The sequence below is a fragment of the Muriicola sp. SD30 genome, assembly GCF_041205185.1.
GTDB lineage: Bacteria > Bacteroidota > Bacteroidia > Flavobacteriales > Flavobacteriaceae > Muriicola.
Genome location: NZ_JBGEWB010000002.1, coordinates 125,477 through 145,929 on the forward strand (window position 1 = coordinate 125,477; position 20,453 = coordinate 145,929).

The following is a 20,453-nucleotide window of genomic DNA, read 5'->3' on the forward strand; positions in this document are numbered from 1 at the left end:
CATGCAATAGCCCTCAAGATTAAAGGATATGATTCCCAGATACACTATCTATATATTTATTATACTATTTAGTATATTAATTATTGGCAGGGCTCAGCCTCCTGAAAATGTAGTCCTTACGGATATAACAGATAGGGCGGATTCAATTATAACAAATGGTATTAAAAATAAAGCTTTTCCGGGAGCTCAAATACTGGTTGCGGTAAAAGGCAAAGTACTCCTTCATAAAACCTACGGTTATCACACCTATGATAGCCTGCTTGCAGTACAGAAAACAGATTTTTATGACCTGGCATCAGTTACGAAAATACTCGGACCTTTACCTCTTTTGATGAAACTGGTGGACGAAGAGCGCCTCGATCTCGATGCTCCGTTTTCAAAGTACTGGCCATCCTGGCGTAATCAAAAAGACAAAAAAGAGATAACACTCAGAGAAATTCTAAGTCATCAGGCCGGACTCACCCCTTATATCGTCTTTTTAAATGAAGTTTTAGATAAAGAAGGGTTAAAACACAGATTTATTAGGGACAAGTCTGATCGGCGCTTTCAAAGGCAGGCCTATGAGGATATTTGGGTCAGAAATACTTTTGAAAACAGGATCTTCAGAAGAATAAAACGCTCCAGGGTGAGCGAGAAGAAGGAATATGCGTATTCCGGACTGGCTTTCCTCCTCTTTCCCAATCTTATTGAGGATCTAACGGGAAATTCTTATCCCTATATGCTAAAAAAGGAATTCCTGTTTCCCCTCAATATTCCTTCTCTGGGTTACATACCCGAAAATAAGGGATTTCCCAACCCGATTATACCTACGGAATTTGATTCCCTTTACCGCAAAACGCTCGTTCAGGGTTGGGTGCATGATGAAAATGCATCTTTGTTCGGCGGTATCTCGGGTAATGCCGGTTTGTTTGGAACCGCCAGAGACCTATATCGTTTTATGCAAATGTATCAGAACTATGGCGTGCTGGATGGCCGGCGGTATCTAAGCGAAGAGACGGTGAAAGAATTTACACGGGTGCAGTATCCGGAGAACAATAACCGCAGAGGGCTTGGATTTGATAAACCGCTGTTAGACAATGCACAAAAAGATATTACAGAAGCCTATCCCGCACCATCGGCAAGTGCAGAAAGCTTTGGACATAGCGGATTTACAGGCACTTTCGTATGGGCAGATCCAAAATACCAATTGGTATTTATATTTCTGTCAAATCGGGTCTATCCCAGTCGGGATCACAGACAATTGTACGAATTGAACATCCGTACCTCCCTTCACCAATTGTTTTACGATTACCTGGAGAAACATTAAGCCTTCTTTTTTGTACCTTAACAAACAATCTGTTAATCATCCAATAATACAACGAAATGGCCACTGCATATTTAAAGACTCCTCTCGGAGTAGCTCAGATTGAAGGTGATCAACACGGAATATCTTCAGTGAGTGTAAAAGATCATATGCAAATCCCGAATAAAGATATTCCTGAAGAACTGGAAGATGCCATTTATCAATTAGAGGAATATTTTAACGGCAGCAGAAAACAGTTCGATCTTCCGCTTAATCCCAAGGGAACCGACTTCCAGAAAAAGGTATGGGAAGAACTTTCTCAAATCCCGTATGGAAAATCAATATCTTACCTGGATCTGTCTAAAAAAATAGGCGACCCCAAAGCCATTCGAGCGGTAGCAGCAGCCAATGGGAAAAACCCGCTCTGGATCATTGTCCCATGCCACAGAGTGATCGGCAGTAACGGAGATCTCGTAGGTTATGCAGGTGGATTAGAACGGAAAAAATGGCTTTTAAACCACGAAAGTGCTTCGAAGCAACAATCTCTCTTCCCTATGGAACAGACTAATCGGTTTCTATGATGTCATCGAGCCTTTGAAAATTTCCATTTTTTGGCTTTTAATCGATGATTTTAATCCTTTGCTTCTGAAGTAGCAAATACTATTCCTCTCATAAAGAAATGTAAACCGACTACCCGGTCGGAAACAGGAATTTATGGCTTTATGAAGTAAGTTGGGACAAAAGGCAGCTCTATCCGACTCAATAATTGTCCTGATTTCGATATTATAAGCACCCCTCCCCTGAGGTCCGTTTGTGAACTTGCATCGGCATATCCCATTAGGAATACCTCGGCTTCATTATAGTAGCGCAAAGCTGTTAGCGCTACGGTAAACTGCGTTTCCAATTCTACCTGCTGAACGATTCCCAGAATATCCACTACGAAATTCTCATTGGTCACAAAGTCGAAATAAGCCGGGCCAAAAGGTATTTCAGAAGGCTGAGCCAGGTAATTCGTGTAAAACAAAGTGGTGTCAAAAACGTCTCCCTGTAATGGCCCCGGGGGAAGAAATTCATTCAAACTAAAAGTAAATTCGTTTATTTCATTTAGCGTCTCAATGTCCAGAACATAATACACAAAATCAGAATTTCCCAGCCCAACAAGAATACCAACGTTCCCCAATTCATCTATTAATAAATTGGGAATACCAGAGCCATAGTCGAACGTAAGCATAACATTCCTGGTTTCAGTATTGTATACAACGATCTTATAATTCCCGGCTTCATCCCTATAGGTAATAAAAAGTCGTTGCCGGAAGTACAGAGGATCATATGCCTGCTGAATATTAAAGTCGAGCGAAAGATCCATAAAACTCCCATCCGTAGGGTCGAGAGTCCGCAATCCAAAATTCCGGCTCCCTTTTGGGCTGTAATACCCCAGGAATAGAAGGTCCTCTGAATTCGTCCCCCAGGTAATGGAGCGTTCATCCGATACGGTATAAAAATTGGGATAGGCAGTAGACTGCCCTGTCAGCGTATTTTGTTGTATAAGGGAAAAGTTATCAGCAGAGAAACTGTAAAAGGAAACCACTTCAGCTACCTGTCTCAGTGTAAGATAAAAGGGATCTACACCCAAAGTCTGGGTAAGATTTATCTCCGTACCGCTTTCCGCGTTGGCATTGTAGGTATATTGGTAGATGTTATCGGCATCTTCGCCGATCAAACGAAAATTTGGCAGTATCACTTGTTCCTCCTCAGTTCCGGGAGAACTGTCCCTGGAACAGGAAACAGTCAGGAAAACAAGCAGGCAAAAGCCTGTTCTAAGGAAATATTTCATGCAATTTTTTCTTAAAAATACGCATTCTGAAGTAAGGGTATGGAAAATGAAGGCTCGTTTCGGGGAAATGCATTCTCTTTGTAATGAATATCATTACCTCTATACTATAAATATTGGAATCTTGGGTTGAAGGAGATATCTTTCTGATAATTCGAAATGTTTTATGAAAACACTGCAAAATATTGATCTGGAGAATATCCTGTTCCTCGATATAGAAACGGTTCCTGAGGTTTCCGAATTTGAGCAGCTCGACGAGAGTAAACAAAAACTTTGGGACCATAAATCTCAATACAAAAGAGCAGAAGGGGTTACGGCTGAAGAATTCTACGAAAATGCCGGAATATGGGCCGAGTTTGGAAAGATCATCTGTATTTCAGTAGGATATTTCCATTTCAAAGGCGACATAAGGAAGTTTCGTATCACTACCTATCACGGGGATGAAGAGAAGTTGCTCAAAGAATTTCGTGCCTTGTTGGAAGGCCACTTCAAACCAACAAAATACCTGTTATGTGCCCATAATGGGAAAGAGTTCGACTTTCCATATATCGCACGTAGGATGATCATCCACGGTATCTCCCTGCCCGAAAAGCTCAATCATTTTGGGAAAAAGCCATGGGAAGTACCACATCTCGATACAATGGAATTGTGGAAATTTGGCGATTTTAAACACTATACCTCTCTGAAATTAATGGCAAACGTATTGGGAATTCCTTCTCCCAAGGAAGACATTGACGGCAGTATGGTGCGGGAAGTGTATTATAAGGATAAAGACCTCGATCGGATTATTTTATATTGCGAAAGGGACGTGATCACGGTTGCCCAGGTTTTCCTCCGACTGCGAAATGAGACATTGCTGGCAGAGGAAGAGATCCTCCGGGTATAGGTACTGCACTCTTATCCTTTGGGTTTACGAAATCTCAATTGTATATAAACGGGGAAATGGTCGCTATGGCCTCCCAGGTATTTCCTACCTACATAAGTTCTGAAAGGGTTGCCCTTGTAGCGTCCGTGCCATTCCTTCAATAAATGATCATCAAAGATATTGGCGTGAGCAAAACTATGGTGCAGGGAGCCCTTATTGAAAAAGGTATTTGATAAGATGATCTGATCAAAAAGGGACCATCGCTGTTTGTAGTTTGCACTTCCCCTCTCCTCTCCAATCAGCTTTTCCATAGGGTTAAACAGATCAGCATTACTCAGCAAAGTCCTGATACTTTCATCAAAGGGCCCATCGTTAAAATCCCCCATAATAAAGTAATTGGGATCCTTGTCCCCCTCTTCTATCATACCCATTTTTTGGTGGATAGTCTTTACAGCTTTGATACGCTTATATGCGGTTTCTGTTGCCCCATCCCGCCTTGAAGGCCAGTGATTGACAAATATATGCTGCGGTTCTCCATGGAGCTTTCCATAGACGTAGAGAATGTCCCTTGTGGCATCAGGCCGTCCATCCGGATTATTTACATCCAGATGAATATTCTCAGAGGATATAACTTCAAAATGCCCTGGATGGTATAGTAGAGCGGTATCTATACCCCTTTCATCCGGGGAATCGTAGTGTACGTATTTATACCCAATTTCCCTGAGCGCTTTTGTCCCGAGCATTTCGCGGATAACCACTTTATTTTCCAATTCTGCAAGACCTACAAGAACCGGTGGGTGCTTACTTGTTCTCATTCCCAGACGCGCAATAGTTTTGGACAGTTTCTTAATTTTCCGCCGATATCGTTTTGGTGTCCATTTTTTAAATCCTTTTGGGGTAAAATCATCATCCAGTTTATGGGGGTCATTTCGGGTGTCGAACAGATTTTCCAGATTGTAGAACGCTATTGTATAAATATCCTGTTTCTTTTTTCCGCGAAATAAGGAATATGCCATAACTCTGTTATATGATCCCTAAAATACAAAATAGCTTCGCAGCGATTGTGTAGCTTTGCACTATATTAAAGAGTATGCTAGAAAAGAAATCCATAGAGTATGAAAAAGCTGTTCTTATCGGGGTCATCAACCGGGAACAGAATGAAGAAAAGGTAACGGAGTATTTGGACGAACTCGAATTCCTGACCTACACAGCCGGGGGACAGGTAGAAAAACGTTTTGTTCAGCGGGTAGACACGCCTAATCCCAAAACCTATATTGGGAGCGGGAAAATGCAGGAAGTAGAAGCTTATGTAAAGGAGAACGAGATAGGTTCTGTTATTTTTGATGATGAGCTATCCCCTGTTCAGCAACGAAATATTGAAAAACAACTGCGTTGTAAGATTCTTGACAGAACGGGCCTGATCCTCGACATATTTGCCCAGAGGGCAAAAACGAGTTATGCCAGAACTCAGGTTGAACTCGCTCAGTACGAATACCTCCTCCCAAGGCTTACGGGATTATGGACACACCTCGAGCGCCAGCGCGGAGGTATAGGGATGCGGGGTCCGGGGGAGACCGAGATCGAGACCGACAGGCGAATTGTACGAGACAGGATTGCCTTGTTGAAAAAGAAGCTTACCAAGATAGACCGGCAAATGGAAACCCAGCGTGGCAACCGTGGATCCCTGGTGCGAGTTGCCCTTGTAGGATATACCAATGTGGGTAAATCTACCTTAATGAATGTGATCAGCAAGAGCAATGTCTTTGCCGAAAACAAGCTTTTTGCTACCCTGGACACCACTGTCAGAAAGGTTGTTATCGGAAACTTGCCCTTTTTATTGAGTGATACCGTAGGATTCATAAGAAAGCTTCCCACACAGCTGGTGGAGAGTTTTAAAGGTACTCTGGACGAAGTCAGGGAGGCCGACCTGCTCCTTCACGTAGTGGATATATCCCATCCTAATTTTGAAGAACACATCGACTCGGTAAATCAGGTCTTGAGTGAAATCGGTTCGGCAGATAAGGAGACGATCATGGTCTTTAATAAAATTGACCTGTACCAACCAGAGGTAATCGCCGAAGATGATCTAACTACCGAGAAAACGTCCAGGCATATGAGCCTTGAAGAATGGGAGAAAACCTGGATGAAGCGAATGGGAGGTAATGCCTTGTTTATTTCTGCGCTGAATAAAGAAAATCTCGATGAATTCAAGAAAAGGGTATACCGGGCGGTGAGGGATATTCATGTCACCAGATTTCCGTATAACAACTTTTTATATCCCGAAAATCTGGATGCGTATTAGGAAAAGGGTGTATTTCAACGAGGATTTTTACCCTTGATATTTTTCACAACAAATTCGCCTAGGTTGACAACACCAATTTGGTTTTCGGGGGTACCCTCTATACATTTACAATGTAGTTAAGTGTAAGTGTTTATCCCCAAATCCTACCTTGAACTATCTACTTTAGTGTTCATTTCCCCAAATCGACACCAAGTATTATGTTTTGAACATTTAGTACAGAGTATTGAATGTAGAATCAGTAAAAATCCCGGCATAAAGCCGGGATTTTTTTATATGGTTGATAAGAGTCGGAATCCCTTCTGTTATCTTTTACTTTTCTTTTTATAAAGAGGTACTGAAGAACATGCCTCTCCGTACATAATACTTTTGGCGACCTGCTGAAGTTTATTCGCTGCCCAGATATAGGCGTTTGCGGGCACTGGCTTGTTAGCACATCCCTTTATAATTACAGGTTTATCGGTGAAGTCGGTAACATCAAGGTCATCGATTGCTGTTTTATAAAGAACCGTCTCAAGCAGCTGAAGGTCGCCCTGAACAATTTGAGCGGCAAAAGGCTGGAGTTTGGTGGTCACCAGCATAAATGCCCATCCGGGTACAATAGCGTCTGTAGAACAATACAAGGCCACATGAGCATCTTTGTATTTCTCCCAGGGATGTTCAGCTACATACGCCCTAAATTCCTTCTCCCTGAGGATGATTCCCTCAAAGAGCCAAGGGCTGATATCGAGTGTCATGCGCTTACCATCAGGATAGTACTTTTCCAGATCAAAAGTGACCAAGGAGCTCGAACTAACTCTGTTTACAATTTCTTCAGACATTGGGGTAAAATATCAGACTGTTTCTAAAGGAGACCCAATTCCAATTTCGCTTCTTCACTCATTAAATCCTGACTCCAGGGTGGGTCGAAGGTAATTTCAACCTCTGCATCTTTTACGACATCGAGCGACTTTACCTTTTCTTCAACTTCAACGGGAAGTGTCTCCGCCACCGGGCAGTTGGGGGAAGTAAGGGTCATAAGAATTTTTACCTCCTTGTCTTCATTGACAAAAACGTCGTAGATCAGACCCAGTTCATATATGTCCACCGGAATTTCCGGATCGTATATGGTTTTCAGAACCCTGACGATTTTTTCTCCCAATTCCTGGGTATCTATGACTGTTTCACTCATTTTGCTTTTAATTTAATTGTGTTTGATAAGCCACGGCATATAGTTTCAATTGCTTAATCATACTCACCAGGCCGTTGGCCCTGGTTGGTGATAAATGTTCTTTCAAACCTATCTCGTCGATGAACTCTGTATCTGCATCGATTATATCCTGGGGTTTCTGATGGCTGAAGGCCCTTATCAGAATTGCAATAATTCCCTTTGTGATAATAGCATCACTGTCAGCCGTAAAAACCAACTTATCATTTTCCAGTTCGGCATGAACCCATACCTTACTCTGACATCCTTTGATGATATGGTCTTCTGTTTTGTATTCTTCCTTGATAAGAGGGAGGGATTTTCCCAATTCGATCATGTATTCATAACGCTGCATCCAATCGTCGAACATCGAAAATTCATCCACAATCTCATTTTGTATTTCCTTTATGTTCATACTCTTTCTTTTGTCGCAAAAATACGATAAGTATTACTGTCATTCAATGCATTCCCATTCTTTGTAGTCGCGGTACTGGAAAAGCTATCGCCAGGTTTGCCTTGAGGAAAATTATAAAAGTTTACTGCAACATCCCTTTTGCCTTCAGAAGGCATTGAACAAACTGATCTATTTCTTCCTTTGTATTGTAGAAACTAAAGCTGGCCCTTATCGTCCCGGGAATCTGGAAGTAGTCCATTACAGGTTGCGCACAATGGTGGCCTGTACGCACGGCGACTCCCATCTTATCGAGTAAAGTGCCGATGTCGTAAGGATGTATCCCTTTTATATTAAAGGAAATTACGGCTGTTTTGTCAGTGGCGGTTCCGTAGATCTCCAAACCATCGATTTTTAAAAGACTATCGGTGGCATAAACAAGCAGTTCGTGCTCGTATTGCTCAATGACTTCCAATCCAATACCGGTAAGGTAATCGAGCGCAATTCCAAAAGCAATCCCTCCACAAATATTGGGAGTACCTGCCTCAAATTTATAGGGCAGATCAGCATAGGTAGTCTTTTCAAAAGTCACCTCTGCAATCATTTCCCCTCCCCCCTGATATGGTGGTAGTTTGGATAACCATTCCTCTTTACCATAAAGCATCCCAATCCCTGTGGGACCACATAATTTATGAGCAGATGCCGTATAAAAATCCACATCCAGTTTCTGTACGTCTACCTTTATATGAGGAGATGATTGTGCCCCGTCCACAAGAACCGCTGCACCCACGGCATGAGCCATTACTATAATTTCTTCAATAGGATTAATTGTTCCCAATGCATTAGAAACATGGTTGCATACTACCAGTTTGGTCTTGTTTGAGAGTAAATCCTGAAATTTGTCCATCAGGAGCTCTCCTTCTTCATTCATGGGAATCACCTTTAGCTTTGCTCCTGTTCGTTGGCAAAGCATCTGCCAGGGCACAATATTGGAGTGGTGTTCCATGGCCGAAACCAGTACTTCATCTCCCTCGTTTATAAATTGTGTAAATCCGTTGGCCACAAGATTTATTCCATGTGTAGTGCCTGAAGTGAATATGATTTCCCTACTCTTAGCCGCATTAAAGAATTGCTGCACCTTCTTCCTTGCTCCTTCATAGGCCTCGGTTGCTTCCTGGGCCAGTGCATGCACTCCCCTGTGGATATTGGCGTTGTAGTTACTGTAATAATCCACAATCGCATCCATGACCACCTTAGGGGTTTGAGAAGTTGCCGCATTATCAAAATAGATCAATGGATTTCCATTTACTTTCCTATTGAGAATAGGGAAATCCTTTCTTATTTGGGCTATATCCAACTTCGTTTCTGTCATGAATAAATAAAGTCTGAGATTTTCTACAGATCAAACCCCAGTCGCACCCCAAGTTTGGTAGCGATGAGTTTGTTGATCCGTTTTTTTAATTCGGGTAAACGAACACTTTCCAGTACATTATTCGCAAAGGCGTACATCAGGAGTCCGGTTGCCTCTTTCCTTGGAATACCTCTCGACTGCAGGTAAAAAAGGGCATCCTCGTCCAATTGTCCTATCGTACATCCGTGTGAACATTTCACGTCATCCGCAAAGATCTCAAGCTGAGGTTTGGTATTGATCGTTGCCTTGTCGCTGATCAGTACATTGTTGTTTTGCTGAAAGGCGTTTGTTTTCTGGGCGATCTTGTCAACGATGATTTTTCCATTAAAAACACCTGTGGATTTCTCCCCGTAAATTCCCTTGTAATCCTGATGGCTTTCGCAATTAGGCTGCTGGTGATGGACCAGGGTATGATGATCAACGTGCTGTTTTTCACCAAGGATGGTTACACCTTTGAGCGTAGAATCGATATGTTCCCCGTTCTGATAGAAATTGAGATTATTTCTGGTAAGCTTACCGCCGAAAGAGAAGGTATGAACTTTAACTACACTTTTGTCCTTCTGGGCGATATAGGTATTGTCTATCAGGGAGGCATCCTTACTGTCGTTCTGGACCTTGTAATAATCTACGATGGCATTCTCAGCCGCGAAGATCTCGGTAACACAATTGGTAAGGACCGCATTGCTTGTCAGGCTCTGATGTCTTTCAATTACCTGTAATTCTGCATTCTCCTCTGCAATGATAAGGTTTCTGGGTTGCAGCATTAGGGAAGCTTCATTTCCGGTTGCAAAATGCAGGATCTCAACTGGTTTTTTCGGCGCCTTGTTTTTTGGAATATAAATGTAGGCTCCTTCCCGGCTAAACGCGGTGTTCAAAGAGGTAAGGCTCTCGTCTTTTGAAGCTACTTTGTTGAAATACACATCTATCACAGGCTTGTACATGGGCTTGGTCAGTGCAGAGCTCATCAAGCAAATATCCACCCCGTCATGGGTCGTTTCAGAAAGATAGGAACTGTAAATTCCGTCAATAAAAACGATCTTGTATGTGTCTATTTCGTGTAGGAAGTATTTCTTAACCTGATTGTATTCCAAATTGTTCTCCTCCTTGGGAAAGATGCTGAAGTCTACCTTCTGCAAATTGTTCAGGGAGGTGTACTTCCATGCTTCTTCCTTCTTCGTCGGGAATCCTTTTTCTTCAAAATTCTTGATGGCCTCGGTTCTGATATCGTGAATGGGGTGATCCACATCCACATTGTTTTCGAATGCCATGAAGGACGATACTAATTTTTCCTTTAGATCCATTTTGAATTTCAATCATTTACGGTACCCCTCACGGGATACCAATCCTAATTATTTTTACGCTACCGTTTCTTGTTTCAGCCAGTCGTATCCTTTTTCCTCGAGTTCCAGAGCCAGTTCTTTGCTGCCAGATTTTACGATCTTTCCATCGTGTATTACGTGCACCTTATCCGGGATAATATATTCCAGCAGGCGCTGATAATGCGTAATTACGATCACAGCATTGTCCTTGCTCTTCAATTTATTGACCCCATTGGCTACGATGCGCAGAGCATCAATATCTAAACCGGAATCTGTCTCGTCGAGAATCGCCAGTTTTGGTTCTAGCATCGCCATCTGAAAGATTTCATTTCTTTTCTTCTCCCCACCTGAGAATCCCTCGTTGATAGATCTGGAAAGAAACTTCCTGTCTATATCCAGTAATTCAGATTTTTCCCTGATAAGCTTCAGCATCTGATTGGCGGGCATATCTTCCATGCCGCGAGCCTTTCGCGATTCGTTGATAGCCGTCTTCATAAAATTGGTGACAGAGACCCCCGGAATCTCAACTGGGTATTGAAAAGAGAGAAAGATGCCCTTATGTGCTCTTTCCTCAGGAGAATCGTCCTCGAGATCCTCTCCTTCAAAAATGACCGACCCTTTGGTGATCTCAAAATCTTCATTCCCTGCAATAACAGAAGCCAAAGTACTCTTCCCGGAACCATTTGGTCCCATAATGGCATGTATTTCCCCTGGATTAACCTCCAGGTTGACTCCCTTCAGAATTTTCTTGCCATCTACTGTGGCATGCAGATCCTTAATTTTCAACATATCGTATTCGTTTTACTTCTTAACTGAATTACTTTTTACCCAACAGAACCTTCAAGACTTATTTCCAGAAGTTTCTGTGCTTCCACGGCAAATTCCATTGGCAATTTGTTCAACACTTCCTTACTAAAGCCATTTACAATTAATGCGATTGCCTTTTCGGTATCAATTCCTCTCTGGTTACAGTAGAAGATCTGGTCTTCTCCAATTTTACTGGTGGTTGCCTCGTGTTCTATCTGGGCAGTTTTGTTTTTGACTTCTATGTACGGAAAAGTATGTGCTCCGCATTCATTCCCCATCAACAGTGAGTCGCATTGGGAAAAATTCCTCGCATTTTCAGCCCGGCTGTTCACCTGAACAAGCCCCCGGTAACTGTTTTGTGATTTTCCGGCCGAGATCCCTTTAGAAATGATAGTACTCTTCGTATTCTTTCCCAGGTGTATCATTTTCGTTCCTGTATCGGCTTGCTGATAATTATTGGTTACGGCAATAGAATAGAACTCTCCTATTGAATTATCCCCCTTTAAAACACATGAAGGATATTTCCAGGTGATGGCCGACCCTGTTTCTACCTGCGTCCAGGAAATTTTGGCATTACGCTCACAAATTCCTCTTTTGGTTACAAAATTGTACACTCCGCCTTTCCCTTCCTTGTCGCCGGGAAACCAGTTTTGAACGGTAGAATATTTGATTTCTGCATCGTCCAAGGCGATGAGTTCAACAACTGCTGCGTGAAGCTGGTTCTCATCTCTTGATGGAGCAGTACAGCCTTCAAGGTAACTCACATAACTACCTTTATCAGCCACTACAAGTGTTCTTTCAAATTGACCGGTTCCTGCCTGGTTAATCCTGAAATAGGTAGACAGTTCCATAGGACATCTAACCCCCTTGGGAATGTAGCAGAAGGATCCGTCGGAGAATACTGCCGAATTAAGGGCTGCATAAAAATTATCCTTTTGAGGGACAACGCTGCCAATATATTTTTTAACCAGTTCGGGGTGTTCTTTAATCGCTTCTGATATAGAGCAGAAGATGATGCCCTTTTCGGCCAGGGTCTTTTTAAAAGTTGTTGCTACAGAAACCGAATCCATAACAATATCCACGGCAACTCCAGCCAGTTTTTTCTGTTCATCGAGGGAGATCCCAAGTCTTTTAAATGTATCAAGCAACTCAGGATCAACCTCATCGAGGCTGTTGTATTTTGGCTTCTTGTTAGGAGCTGAATAATAACTGATATCCTGGAAATCGGGTTTTTTATACCTGATGTTCGCCCATTCGGGCTCTGTCATTTCCTTCCAGCCCCTAAAGGCTTCCAGACGCCATTGTGTCATCCAATCTGGCTCTTCTTTCTTTTTGGAAAGGGCAATCACTACCTCTTCACTCAGCCCTTTGGGAAAGGTGTCTGATTCGATATCGGTATAGAAACCGTATTCGTATTCCTTGGTTTCCAGCTCTTTCTTTAATTCTTCTTCTGTATATGCCATGTTGCGTAATGTAAAAATCTATAAAGAAAAACTTTCCCCGCAGCCACAGGTACGCTGGGCGTTGGGATTATTAAAAACAAATCCTTTACCGTTGAGGCCCCCGGAATATTCCAGGACCGTTCCTACCAGGTAGAGAAAGCTCTTTTTATCTACCAGAATTCGAACGTCGTTATCTTCGAAAATCTTATCCGATTCACTGATCTCGGAATCAAATTTCAATTCGTATGACAGTCCACTACATCCGCCGCTTTTTACGCCCACACGGACATAGTCTTTTGATAGGTCATAGCCTTCTTCAGACATAAGGACTGATACTTTCTTTTTGGCCGTTTCTGATACTTTGATCATCTTAATTGGACTTATTCTAAATAGTTTACAAATATACACTAAAACTGGGGTATTCAAATAGATCCTAACATTATAATAACATATATGAGAATCAGATATTTCTATGTCCCAGATCAGGAATAACGGTAGGAAAATCAGGATTTCTAAAAGAGGAAGAGGAGGATCATTCTATTTTGATCACAATGAGGTCTGTACCCCCTTTATTTTCTAGCGGAAATAAATCTGTGCTATTGCTTTCTCCAACGACGAGAAGACCGCCGTCTCCCGTTTCTATGGCATCAAATCCAAATTCCAGTTCAGTGCCCCCGTAGGCCTGCTGCCATTTCAGGCGGCCCTGAGTATCAACTTTCAGAACCCACAGATCGTTCTGCCCTGCGTTGGTTTTCAAATCCTGGTCGGTACTTTTCGCATTCCCTGCGATCACGAATCCCCCGTCGGCTGTAGGACGTATACTTTCGGCGGCTTCAAAATCAGATCCTCCAAAAGTACGTTCCCACAATAAATTCCCCTCAGCATCGATCTTAACGACCCATATCTCAGAACCTCCATGAGACGCTGCCACGTCTCCATCCATACTAATGGTACTGCCTGCTATGATATAACCCCCGTCTTCAGTCTTCGCAATATCCTGTGCTATGTCGATACCTGAACCTCCGAAAGAACGTTCCCAAACAAACTGCCCTCTTGAGTCAATTTTTACTACCCAGAAGTCGTATGATCCTCTGGGATCTGAGATGTCAAAATCATCGCTTTCTGAAAATCCGGCCATAACATAGCCCCCGTTATGAGCATTCACAACTGCATGGGCCCGGTCATTGTTGGTCCCTCCGAAATACTTACGCCATTGAAGTTCCCCATTGCTGTTGAGTTTGGTTCCCCAGAATTCACCTACCCCATGCCTTGTAAGGGTATACGACTTGTCTGTGTATCCATCGGCCCTGGCGGAAGTGATGTCGAGAAAACCGGTGAAAAAGAATCCGCCATCCTGGGTTTCCACGAGGTCATAAGAATGGTCATGTCCCGAAAAACCAAAACTTTGTTCCCATTCCACATTCCCCTGTGGATCCAATTTTAATATCCAGTTATCGTGAAAACCTTCATTGTTACTCGCATCTCCATCATCGCTCATCGCATATCCCGTAATTGCAAATCCGCCATCTGAAGTTTCCACTACAGCCTGTCCCCGATCATCCTTACTTCCGCCATAGGTTCGCGACCAGAGAAGGTTGCCTTCAGCATTTATTTTAATCAGCCAATAGTCATTTACAGCTGTTGTTTTACCGGTGAGATCACCATCGGTACTATTGGAAAAACCAAAAATGGCATAGCCTCCATCCGATGTACTGATCACGGAACGTGGAGTATCGTCTCCAGCTCCTCCAAATGAAGTTATCCAGGCTACTTCTCCTTTAAATTCAGACATAGTCTCCGGTATGCTCTCTGATTTGTCATAAGAACAACTCAGCAGAACCAGGAAAACAAGGAAAACGATACTCTGTTTAAGCATGTTTTTAGTTTGACGCCTCAATAACGAAGAATCCGGAATTGATGTCGTTAAGAATGATTTTACCACTTTCGAAATACGGATATACGCTCCACACCCCGTTAAATGCTGCACTATTCCCACAGGGGTAAGTATCAAAATATCCTTTTTCTGAAATCGTGCCAGAGCTCAAAAATGCGATGTCAAGAACACGCACTCCAGCAGTGTAATTTGCCAAATAGAAGTCATTACCTTTTACATATCCGTTATGGTCAATAGCAGACGTTGGGCCCAAATAAATGGTATGCAGTACAGGGTTGTCTAAATCCATTAGGTCAAAGACCAGGGTCCTGGAATTAAAGCCAAAATTGATCTCATCCAGTTCGTCCCCAAGGATAAAGTAACGCTGGTCTTCGGTGAACCACCCCTGGTGGGTATAGCCCAGATTGCCGTACTGCAGGGTCGAGATGAGTGAAGGGTTCTGTTTGTCAGACACATCCACAACCACCACGGCGTCCTCATTGGCCCCGATAAAGATCTCATTGCCGGAGTAATCCGGGTCCGGACCGCTGTAGAGCACGACCTGGGCGTCATGGGTATATCCACTAGCCCCATAACCTCCTGCAGCTGTGGGGATCAGCGGATTCTGAATGTCGATAAAATGTACTCCGCCATTATACTGATCACCTCTGTTCGTGCCCACGGCGTAGGCAAAGCCTGTGGCCTCATTGATCACGATGTTGTGAGAATTCCCGAACCCCGTATACCGGGAATCCGAGGAAAAAGTAACAGGGGGATTTGTGACAGACAGCAGTTTCTGAAGGTCGAAGACCTGCATTCCGTGACTTCCGGCTTCAGAGCCTATAAAGGCGTAATGGTCGTATACTTTGACATCCCTCCAGGCACTGGAGCCTGCAGCCGAAGGTAGTTTTCCCAGATAAACCAGGTTCTCCGTATCCGTGATCTCTACAAAGGCCGTTCCATTGTTAAGTCCGACCAGTGCAAATTCCCGGGAGGAGGCAGGGTCTGTCCAACCCCAAATGTCATTTCCAGAAGAGGCATTCATTACTCCTAATCGAAGATGACCCAACAAATCAAAATTATTACATGGATAAATCCCGGCATATCCATCTACACAAGGTATAAATGTAGATGTCAGATTCTCGCATGCATCACCAATACCGTTATTATTGCAGTCTTCCTGATCTGGATTGGCAGTAAATGGGCAGTTATCATCCGTGTCTAAAACTCCATCTCCATCATCATCTTCATCACACATATCGCCAAATCCGTCGTTATCGGTATCTAGTTGATCTGGATTACTTATCAGTGGACAATTATCATTACCATCGAGGACCATATCATTATCATCATCTTCATCACAAACGTCGCCAATGCCATCAAAATCCGCATCATTTTGATTATTGTTAGCTATATCTGCACAATTATCCTCAGAATCAATAATATTATCTCCATCGATATCCGGACCACTAATGGTATTATCATTATTGGAACAGGCTAGAATTAGTGTTAAAAGAAAAACAAAATAAATAGGCTTCTTCATAATAAAGTGATTTGGGACATCATGGTTTTATAAATAAAGATACGATTTCTGGGAGATCATCCTTAATTTTGCAGGATGTTAGAAGCAAAAGACTCTGAAAAAACACCGCTTGAAAAACTGGGAGAATTTGGCCTGATTGATCACCTGACTCAGGTTTTTACCCTGAAACAAGCTTCAACGGAATTTGGGATTGGAGATGACGCAGCGGTGCTAAAATTTAAAGATAAAAATGTTCTGGTTAGCACCGATCAGCTTATAGAGGGAATCCATTTCGACCTCAGCTATATGCCTCTTAAACATTTGGGATACAAAGCCGTTGTAGTTAACCTTAGTGATATTTATGCCATGAATGGAATCCCCACCCAGGTTACTGTATCCATGGCTGTCTCCAACAGATTTCCACTCGAAGCTCTGGAGGAACTCTATTCGGGAATTCAGTTGGCCTGTGAAATGTATCAGGTTGACCTTGTAGGCGGCGATACCACATCTTCAGACAAGGGGTTGTACCTATCAATAACTGCTATAGGGCAGGTTGAAGAAAATGAGGCCGTTTACAGAAATGGGGCCCAGCCTAATGATTTGCTGGTGGTTACAGGAGATTTGGGCGGTGCGTATATGGGTCTGCAGGTCCTGCAGCGCGAAAAGGAGGTTTTTAAGGTGAATCCTAACAATCAACCCGACCTTGAGCCTTATAGCTATATCGTAGAACGACAACTAAAACCCGAAGCCAGAAAGGACATTGTTTCACTTTTAAAAGAACTTGATGTGACACCCACTGCCATGATCGATATCAGCGATGGGTTGTCTTCAGAAATTCTGCATTTATGCTCAAAAAGCAAAGTGGGATGTATGTTGTACGAAGATAAAATTCCGTTAGACCCTACCGTGATATCAGCCTGTGAAGAATTTAAACTGGATAGCACTATGGTGGCCCTCAGCGGGGGCGAAGATTATGAATTGCTCTTTACAATAAAGCAGGAGGATTTTCCTAAAATAAAGGGCAACCCCAATCTTACTGTCGTGGGGCATATGACAGAAGCAGATCGGGGTGCACACTTAATTACCAGGAATGAACAAAGCATCCCATTAAAAGCCCAGGGTTGGAATTCCTTTGGCTAGGGTTGCTCAGGCTACTTGCTGTTCGCCTGCATGTCTTTTTTGATATATGATCTCCAGCGTATGGTTTATATCCTGTAACTCGGGAGTGAGAGCTGAAAGGTTTCCACTTACATCAGTGGTTACTTCTTTCCCGCAGTGTACGCATTTGTATTCCTTGATGTGCTGGGTGACTTTTTTCGACACAGAGTAGTGGTGTCCAAAAATTTGGCAGAATATTTTTTTCATGAAGTAGGTTATTAGGGCGCATGGTCTGGTTGGGGGAACCTCGGCAATGCAAAAATTAATTATATGGGTTGAGCATTCATTAAAATGTTATTACTAACACTTTTAAAGAGGAACGCTCACTTCCCGGGATTTATTGAGTGTAAGTCGATATTTTTCTCGTTTTTTCGATGAACGTCTTCTTTTCCTATTGAACTATACGTTTTTTTCTGTTTGCCTCCCACTCATTTTCTCCTATCTTTCCAACTTAAAATTTTTCCATGCGTCGCCTCAGAGTGCTTCTGGTAACCGCTTTTGCCCTCTTCTCATTATTTTTTGGAGCGGGAAATCTGATCTTACCCCCACAGCTTGGATTTAAAGCAGGAACCGAATGGTGGATAGTAGCCCTGGGATTTGCGCTTTCTGCAGTGTTTATTCCCATCCTTGGCATTCGCGCTCATGCAAGGTTGCAGGGAACCATGTTCGATTTTGCTACAAAAGTATCTCCCGGATTCAGTCTCGTCTACTGTTTTCTTGTATACGCCATTTCCATCAGCCTTCCATCTCCGAGAACAGCTTCTGTCACACATGAAATGGCCATCGCCCCGCTGTTCGATATCAGTCCGCTCTCAACCAGTTTTATCTATTTTACTCTTGTTCTGATATTTGCCCTCAATAGGAATAAAATACTGGATATCATTGGGAAATTAATGACCCCGGCAATCCTTATCATTCTTGTGGTTATCATCGCGATAGTCACTTTTACGGAGCCTTTCGATTTCGGGGCGTCCACAATTGAAAGTCCGCTGAGTTATGCCATCCTGGAAGGATATCAGACATTTGATGCGATCGGGGCCGTTGTGGTTGGCGGGGTGATTATCGTCTCCATTAACCTGAAGAACAACCAAACCTACGAACAGAAAAAAAGACTTATTGCGAATGCTGGCTGGCTGGCTGGAATTACTTTGTTTATGGTCTACACCGGATTGATGTTATCTGCCGGTTTACTGCATTCTTCCTTTTCTCCGGACATTAGCAGAACCGACCTGCTACAGCAAATCAGTCTTTTCGCTCTGGGAAATACGGGGAAGGGTATTTTCGCCATCCTGGTGGGACTGGCCTGTTTTACAACTGCGGTAGGAATCGTCACCGGCACAGCCGATTTTGTAAAGTCGAGATTCGCCGATTCCCGGAAAGCCTACGTGATCACAGTAATCATCGGTTCCCTATTGGGAGTTCTTATGGGTCAGCTTGAAGTAGGCTATATTATCGATGTGGCCCTTCCTGCCCTCATGTTCATATACCCTATCACTATAGTTCTGATCGTCCTCAATATACTACCTGAAAAATGGACATCAGAACTTGTTTTTAAAGCTGTTGTAGGGGTAACCATACTGTTTAGTATTCCTGATTTTTTGCAAAGTCTCAACCTCGGATACGATCTAAGTGCTGTTAACGATTTAATTCTATTCAGTTCCGCTCAATTGGGCTGGTTAGTTCCAGCTTTTATCACTTTCCTTGCAACTAATTTGTGGAAAGTTTACCAAGCCAAACGAAAGTAAGTTATTGACTAATATCTGGATTATGAGTTCGTTTGCATCAGGTTCTCAATCTCTTCTGCTTCAATAGGAATGTTCTTCATTAAATTGAGAGGCTCTCCTTTTTCCTGTATGACCACATCATCTTCGAGCCGGATTCCAAAACCTTCATCGGGGATGTAGATCCCCGGTTCTACGGTAAAGACATTATTGGCCTTCATAGGAGATTTCAGTGGTCCGTAATCATGAGTGTCCAGTCCGATGTGATGGCTGGTTCCATGCATAAAATATTTCTTATAGGCCGGCCAGTCTTTGTCTTCGTTCTTTACATCTGCCTTATCCAAGAGGCCCAGCCCGAGTAGTTCTGAGGTCATGATCTTACCTACTTCTTTGTGATATTCCTCCCACATGGTGCCAGGAACCAGCATTTTTGTTGCTTCATCCTTTACCCGAAGCACCGCATCGTAAACTTCCCTTTGCCGTTTACTGAATTTTCCGCTTACAGGGATGGTGCGTGTCATGTCGCTGGAGTAATTAGCGTATTCAGCACCAACATCGAGTAAGATAAGATCCCCGGCCTTACATTGCTGGTTATTGACCACATAGTGAAGTACATTGGCGTTATTCCCCGACGCGATAATTGGCGTATAGGCAAATCCTTTAGAGCGGTTTCTGATGAATTCGTGAAGGAACTCCGCTTCCAGTTCATACTCCCATACTCCGGGACGGGTAAATTGTAAAATTCTCCTGAACCCTTTTTCGGTAATATCACATGCCTTTTGCATCAGGGCTATTTCCTGAGGCTCTTTTACCGCTCTGATTTCCTGTAAAATAGGATTACTTTTGGCCACCGTATGGGCCGGGAACTTTTCCTTACAGCTGATAATAAATCGATCTTCACGGGTCTGGGTCTCAACAGCCTGCCTGTAGTGTTCATTGGTATTGAAATAGATGGTTTCAGCTTCTGTCATCAATTCAAAAAACAGTTTGTCAAAAGCACTTAGCCACTGCACATTCTTTATTCCCGACACCTTAGTGCCCTGCTCCTTGGTAAGTTTCTCTCCCTCCCAAACTGCAATGTGATCATTGGTTTCCCTTACGAATATAATTTCCCTGTTTTCCTTCTTTATTGCATCCGGGAAAAGCAAGAGAATAGACTCTTCCTGATCTACCCCACTGAGGTAGAAAATATCACGGTGCTGCTCAAAAGGCATGGTACTATCTGCACTAATAGGGTAAATATCATTGGAATTGAAAACCGCAATGCTTTTGGGTTTCATCCTCGACATAAATTTCTTTCGGTTTTCGACAAAAAGAGATGCGTCTATTGGGTCGTATTTCATGTG

Annotated in this window: 20 protein-coding genes; 6 read left to right on the forward strand and 14 right to left on the reverse strand. The window is 42.9% G+C overall.

Features of this window, described 5'->3' with window-relative positions; all coding sequences use genetic code 11:
• Positions 1 to 28 precede the first annotated feature (28 nt).
• Positions 29 to 1,306 (forward strand): serine hydrolase domain-containing protein, encoded by a 1,278-nt coding sequence (locus tag AB8P51_RS05615; RefSeq protein ID WP_369747806.1) that lies wholly within the window; start codon positions 29 to 31, stop codon positions 1,304 to 1,306.
• A 56-nt stretch (positions 1,307 to 1,362) separates the two neighbouring features.
• A complete protein-coding gene (locus tag AB8P51_RS05620) occupies positions 1,363 to 1,863 on the forward strand; it encodes a methylated-DNA--[protein]-cysteine S-methyltransferase (protein ID WP_369747807.1) in 501 nt (166 codons plus the stop codon).
• 131 nt (positions 1,864 to 1,994) lie between these two features.
• Here AB8P51_RS05620 and AB8P51_RS05625 read toward each other — a convergent pair whose 3' ends face one another.
• A complete protein-coding gene (locus AB8P51_RS05625; RefSeq protein WP_369747809.1) occupies positions 1,995 to 3,116 on the reverse strand; it encodes a hypothetical protein in 1,122 nt (373 codons plus the stop codon).
• A 163-nt stretch (positions 3,117 to 3,279) separates the two neighbouring features.
• Here AB8P51_RS05625 and AB8P51_RS05630 point away from each other — a divergent pair, with 163 nt between their 5' ends.
• Positions 3,280 to 3,999 (forward strand): 3'-5' exonuclease, encoded by a 720-nt coding sequence (locus AB8P51_RS05630; protein WP_369747810.1) that lies wholly within the window; start codon positions 3,280 to 3,282, stop codon positions 3,997 to 3,999.
• Positions 4,000 to 4,010: 11 nt separating this feature from the next.
• On the opposite strand, the gene AB8P51_RS05635 is transcribed toward AB8P51_RS05630, so the two are convergent.
• Entirely contained in the window at positions 4,011 to 4,994 is a 984-nt protein-coding gene (locus tag AB8P51_RS05635) for an endonuclease (protein WP_369747811.1), read from the reverse strand.
• A 74-nt stretch (positions 4,995 to 5,068) separates the two neighbouring features.
• Between AB8P51_RS05635 and hflX the strand changes: the two genes are divergently transcribed.
• Positions 5,069 to 6,280: a GTPase HflX gene (gene hflX / locus AB8P51_RS05640; protein WP_369747812.1), complete on the forward strand. Its 1,212-nt coding sequence runs from the start codon at positions 5,069 to 5,071 to the stop codon at positions 6,278 to 6,280.
• A 302-nt stretch (positions 6,281 to 6,582) separates the two neighbouring features.
• Here the strand turns inward: hflX and AB8P51_RS05645 are convergent, their stop codons facing one another.
• From AB8P51_RS05645 to AB8P51_RS05690, 10 genes are all read right to left on the reverse strand, one after another.
• Positions 6,583 to 7,098 (reverse strand): DUF2480 family protein, encoded by a 516-nt coding sequence (locus AB8P51_RS05645; RefSeq protein WP_369747813.1) that lies wholly within the window; start codon positions 7,096 to 7,098, stop codon positions 6,583 to 6,585.
• Positions 7,099 to 7,121: 23 nt separating this feature from the next.
• Positions 7,122 to 7,448, reverse strand: coding sequence for a DUF59 domain-containing protein (locus tag AB8P51_RS05650; protein WP_369747814.1), 327 nt, complete (start codon positions 7,446 to 7,448; stop codon positions 7,122 to 7,124).
• Between the two features lie 7 nt (positions 7,449 to 7,455).
• Positions 7,456 to 7,878, reverse strand: a complete 423-nt coding sequence (locus AB8P51_RS05655) for a SufE family protein (protein WP_369747815.1) — start codon at positions 7,876 to 7,878, stop codon at positions 7,456 to 7,458.
• Between the two features lie 121 nt (positions 7,879 to 7,999).
• On the reverse strand, positions 8,000 to 9,226 hold the full coding sequence (locus AB8P51_RS05660; protein ID WP_369747816.1) for an aminotransferase class V-fold PLP-dependent enzyme: 1,227 nt from the start codon (positions 9,224 to 9,226) through the stop codon (positions 8,000 to 8,002).
• A gap of 23 nt (positions 9,227 to 9,249) precedes the next feature.
• Positions 9,250 to 10,566, reverse strand: coding sequence for a Fe-S cluster assembly protein SufD (gene sufD, locus AB8P51_RS05665; protein ID WP_369747817.1), 1,317 nt, complete (start codon positions 10,564 to 10,566; stop codon positions 9,250 to 9,252).
• A gap of 54 nt (positions 10,567 to 10,620) precedes the next feature.
• Positions 10,621 to 11,373 carry a Fe-S cluster assembly ATPase SufC gene (gene sufC / locus AB8P51_RS05670; RefSeq protein WP_369747818.1) on the reverse strand — a complete coding sequence of 251 codons (753 nt, stop codon included), beginning with the start codon at positions 11,371 to 11,373 and terminating at the stop codon, positions 10,621 to 10,623.
• A gap of 35 nt (positions 11,374 to 11,408) precedes the next feature.
• Positions 11,409 to 12,854 carry a Fe-S cluster assembly protein SufB gene (gene sufB / locus AB8P51_RS05675; protein ID WP_369747819.1) on the reverse strand — a complete coding sequence of 482 codons (1,446 nt, stop codon included), beginning with the start codon at positions 12,852 to 12,854 and terminating at the stop codon, positions 11,409 to 11,411.
• 18 nt (positions 12,855 to 12,872) lie between these two features.
• Positions 12,873 to 13,202 (reverse strand): HesB/IscA family protein, encoded by a 330-nt coding sequence (locus tag AB8P51_RS05680; RefSeq protein ID WP_369747820.1) that lies wholly within the window; start codon positions 13,200 to 13,202, stop codon positions 12,873 to 12,875.
• Between the two features lie 163 nt (positions 13,203 to 13,365).
• The gene (locus AB8P51_RS05685) at positions 13,366 to 14,709 is read right to left on the reverse strand and encodes a hypothetical protein (protein ID WP_369747821.1); all 1,344 of its coding nucleotides are present in this window, start codon (positions 14,707 to 14,709) and stop codon (positions 13,366 to 13,368) included.
• 4 nt (positions 14,710 to 14,713) lie between these two features.
• The gene (locus AB8P51_RS05690) at positions 14,714 to 16,249 is read right to left on the reverse strand and encodes a choice-of-anchor B family protein (RefSeq protein ID WP_369747822.1); all 1,536 of its coding nucleotides are present in this window, start codon (positions 16,247 to 16,249) and stop codon (positions 14,714 to 14,716) included.
• A 75-nt stretch (positions 16,250 to 16,324) separates the two neighbouring features.
• Between AB8P51_RS05690 and thiL the strand changes: the two genes are divergently transcribed.
• Positions 16,325 to 17,368, forward strand: coding sequence for a thiamine-phosphate kinase (gene thiL / locus AB8P51_RS05695; protein ID WP_369747823.1), 1,044 nt, complete (start codon positions 16,325 to 16,327; stop codon positions 17,366 to 17,368).
• A 6-nt stretch (positions 17,369 to 17,374) separates the two neighbouring features.
• Here the strand turns inward: thiL and AB8P51_RS05700 are convergent, their stop codons facing one another.
• Complete coding sequence (locus tag AB8P51_RS05700) at positions 17,375 to 17,593, reverse strand: hypothetical protein (RefSeq protein ID WP_369747824.1); 219 nt, start codon at positions 17,591 to 17,593, stop codon at positions 17,375 to 17,377.
• Between the two features lie 257 nt (positions 17,594 to 17,850).
• Between AB8P51_RS05700 and brnQ the strand changes: the two genes are divergently transcribed.
• The gene (gene brnQ / locus AB8P51_RS05705; protein WP_369747825.1) at positions 17,851 to 19,131 is read left to right on the forward strand and encodes a branched-chain amino acid transport system II carrier protein; all 1,281 of its coding nucleotides are present in this window, start codon (positions 17,851 to 17,853) and stop codon (positions 19,129 to 19,131) included.
• A gap of 20 nt (positions 19,132 to 19,151) precedes the next feature.
• Here the strand turns inward: brnQ and AB8P51_RS05710 are convergent, their stop codons facing one another.
• Positions 19,152 to 20,450, reverse strand: coding sequence for an aminopeptidase P family protein (locus AB8P51_RS05710; protein ID WP_369748470.1), 1,299 nt, complete (start codon positions 20,448 to 20,450; stop codon positions 19,152 to 19,154).
• Between the last annotated feature and the right edge of the window lie 3 nt (positions 20,451 to 20,453).

Coding starts and splice junctions, on each gene's coding strand:
- AB8P51_RS05615 (WP_369747806.1), top strand. CDS start 29: ATGATTCCCAGATACACTATCTATATATTTATTATACTATTTAGTATA.
- AB8P51_RS05620 (WP_369747807.1), top strand. CDS start 1,363: ATGGCCACTGCATATTTAAAGACTCCTCTCGGAGTAGCTCAGATTGAA.
- AB8P51_RS05625 (WP_369747809.1), bottom strand. CDS start 3,116: ATGAAATATTTCCTTAGAACAGGCTTTTGCCTGCTTGTTTTCCTGACT.
- AB8P51_RS05630 (WP_369747810.1), top strand. CDS start 3,280: ATGAAAACACTGCAAAATATTGATCTGGAGAATATCCTGTTCCTCGAT.
- AB8P51_RS05635 (WP_369747811.1), bottom strand. CDS start 4,994: ATGGCATATTCCTTATTTCGCGGAAAAAAGAAACAGGATATTTATACA.
- hflX (WP_369747812.1), top strand. CDS start 5,069: ATGCTAGAAAAGAAATCCATAGAGTATGAAAAAGCTGTTCTTATCGGG.
- AB8P51_RS05645 (WP_369747813.1), bottom strand. CDS start 7,098: ATGTCTGAAGAAATTGTAAACAGAGTTAGTTCGAGCTCCTTGGTCACT.
- AB8P51_RS05650 (WP_369747814.1), bottom strand. CDS start 7,448: ATGAGTGAAACAGTCATAGATACCCAGGAATTGGGAGAAAAAATCGTC.
- AB8P51_RS05655 (WP_369747815.1), bottom strand. CDS start 7,878: ATGAACATAAAGGAAATACAAAATGAGATTGTGGATGAATTTTCGATG.
- AB8P51_RS05660 (WP_369747816.1), bottom strand. CDS start 9,226: ATGACAGAAACGAAGTTGGATATAGCCCAAATAAGAAAGGATTTCCCT.
- sufD (WP_369747817.1), bottom strand. CDS start 10,566: ATGGATCTAAAGGAAAAATTAGTATCGTCCTTCATGGCATTCGAAAAC.
- sufC (WP_369747818.1), bottom strand. CDS start 11,373: ATGTTGAAAATTAAGGATCTGCATGCCACAGTAGATGGCAAGAAAATT.
- sufB (WP_369747819.1), bottom strand. CDS start 12,854: ATGGCATATACAGAAGAAGAATTAAAGAAAGAGCTGGAAACCAAGGAA.
- AB8P51_RS05680 (WP_369747820.1), bottom strand. CDS start 13,202: ATGATCAAAGTATCAGAAACGGCCAAAAAGAAAGTATCAGTCCTTATG.
- AB8P51_RS05685 (WP_369747821.1), bottom strand. CDS start 14,709: ATGCTTAAACAGAGTATCGTTTTCCTTGTTTTCCTGGTTCTGCTGAGT.
- AB8P51_RS05690 (WP_369747822.1), bottom strand. CDS start 16,249: ATGAAGAAGCCTATTTATTTTGTTTTTCTTTTAACACTAATTCTAGCC.
- thiL (WP_369747823.1), top strand. CDS start 16,325: ATGTTAGAAGCAAAAGACTCTGAAAAAACACCGCTTGAAAAACTGGGA.
- AB8P51_RS05700 (WP_369747824.1), bottom strand. CDS start 17,593: ATGAAAAAAATATTCTGCCAAATTTTTGGACACCACTACTCTGTGTCG.
- brnQ (WP_369747825.1), top strand. CDS start 17,851: ATGCGTCGCCTCAGAGTGCTTCTGGTAACCGCTTTTGCCCTCTTCTCA.
- AB8P51_RS05710 (WP_369748470.1), bottom strand. CDS start 20,450: ATGAAATACGACCCAATAGACGCATCTCTTTTTGTCGAAAACCGAAAG.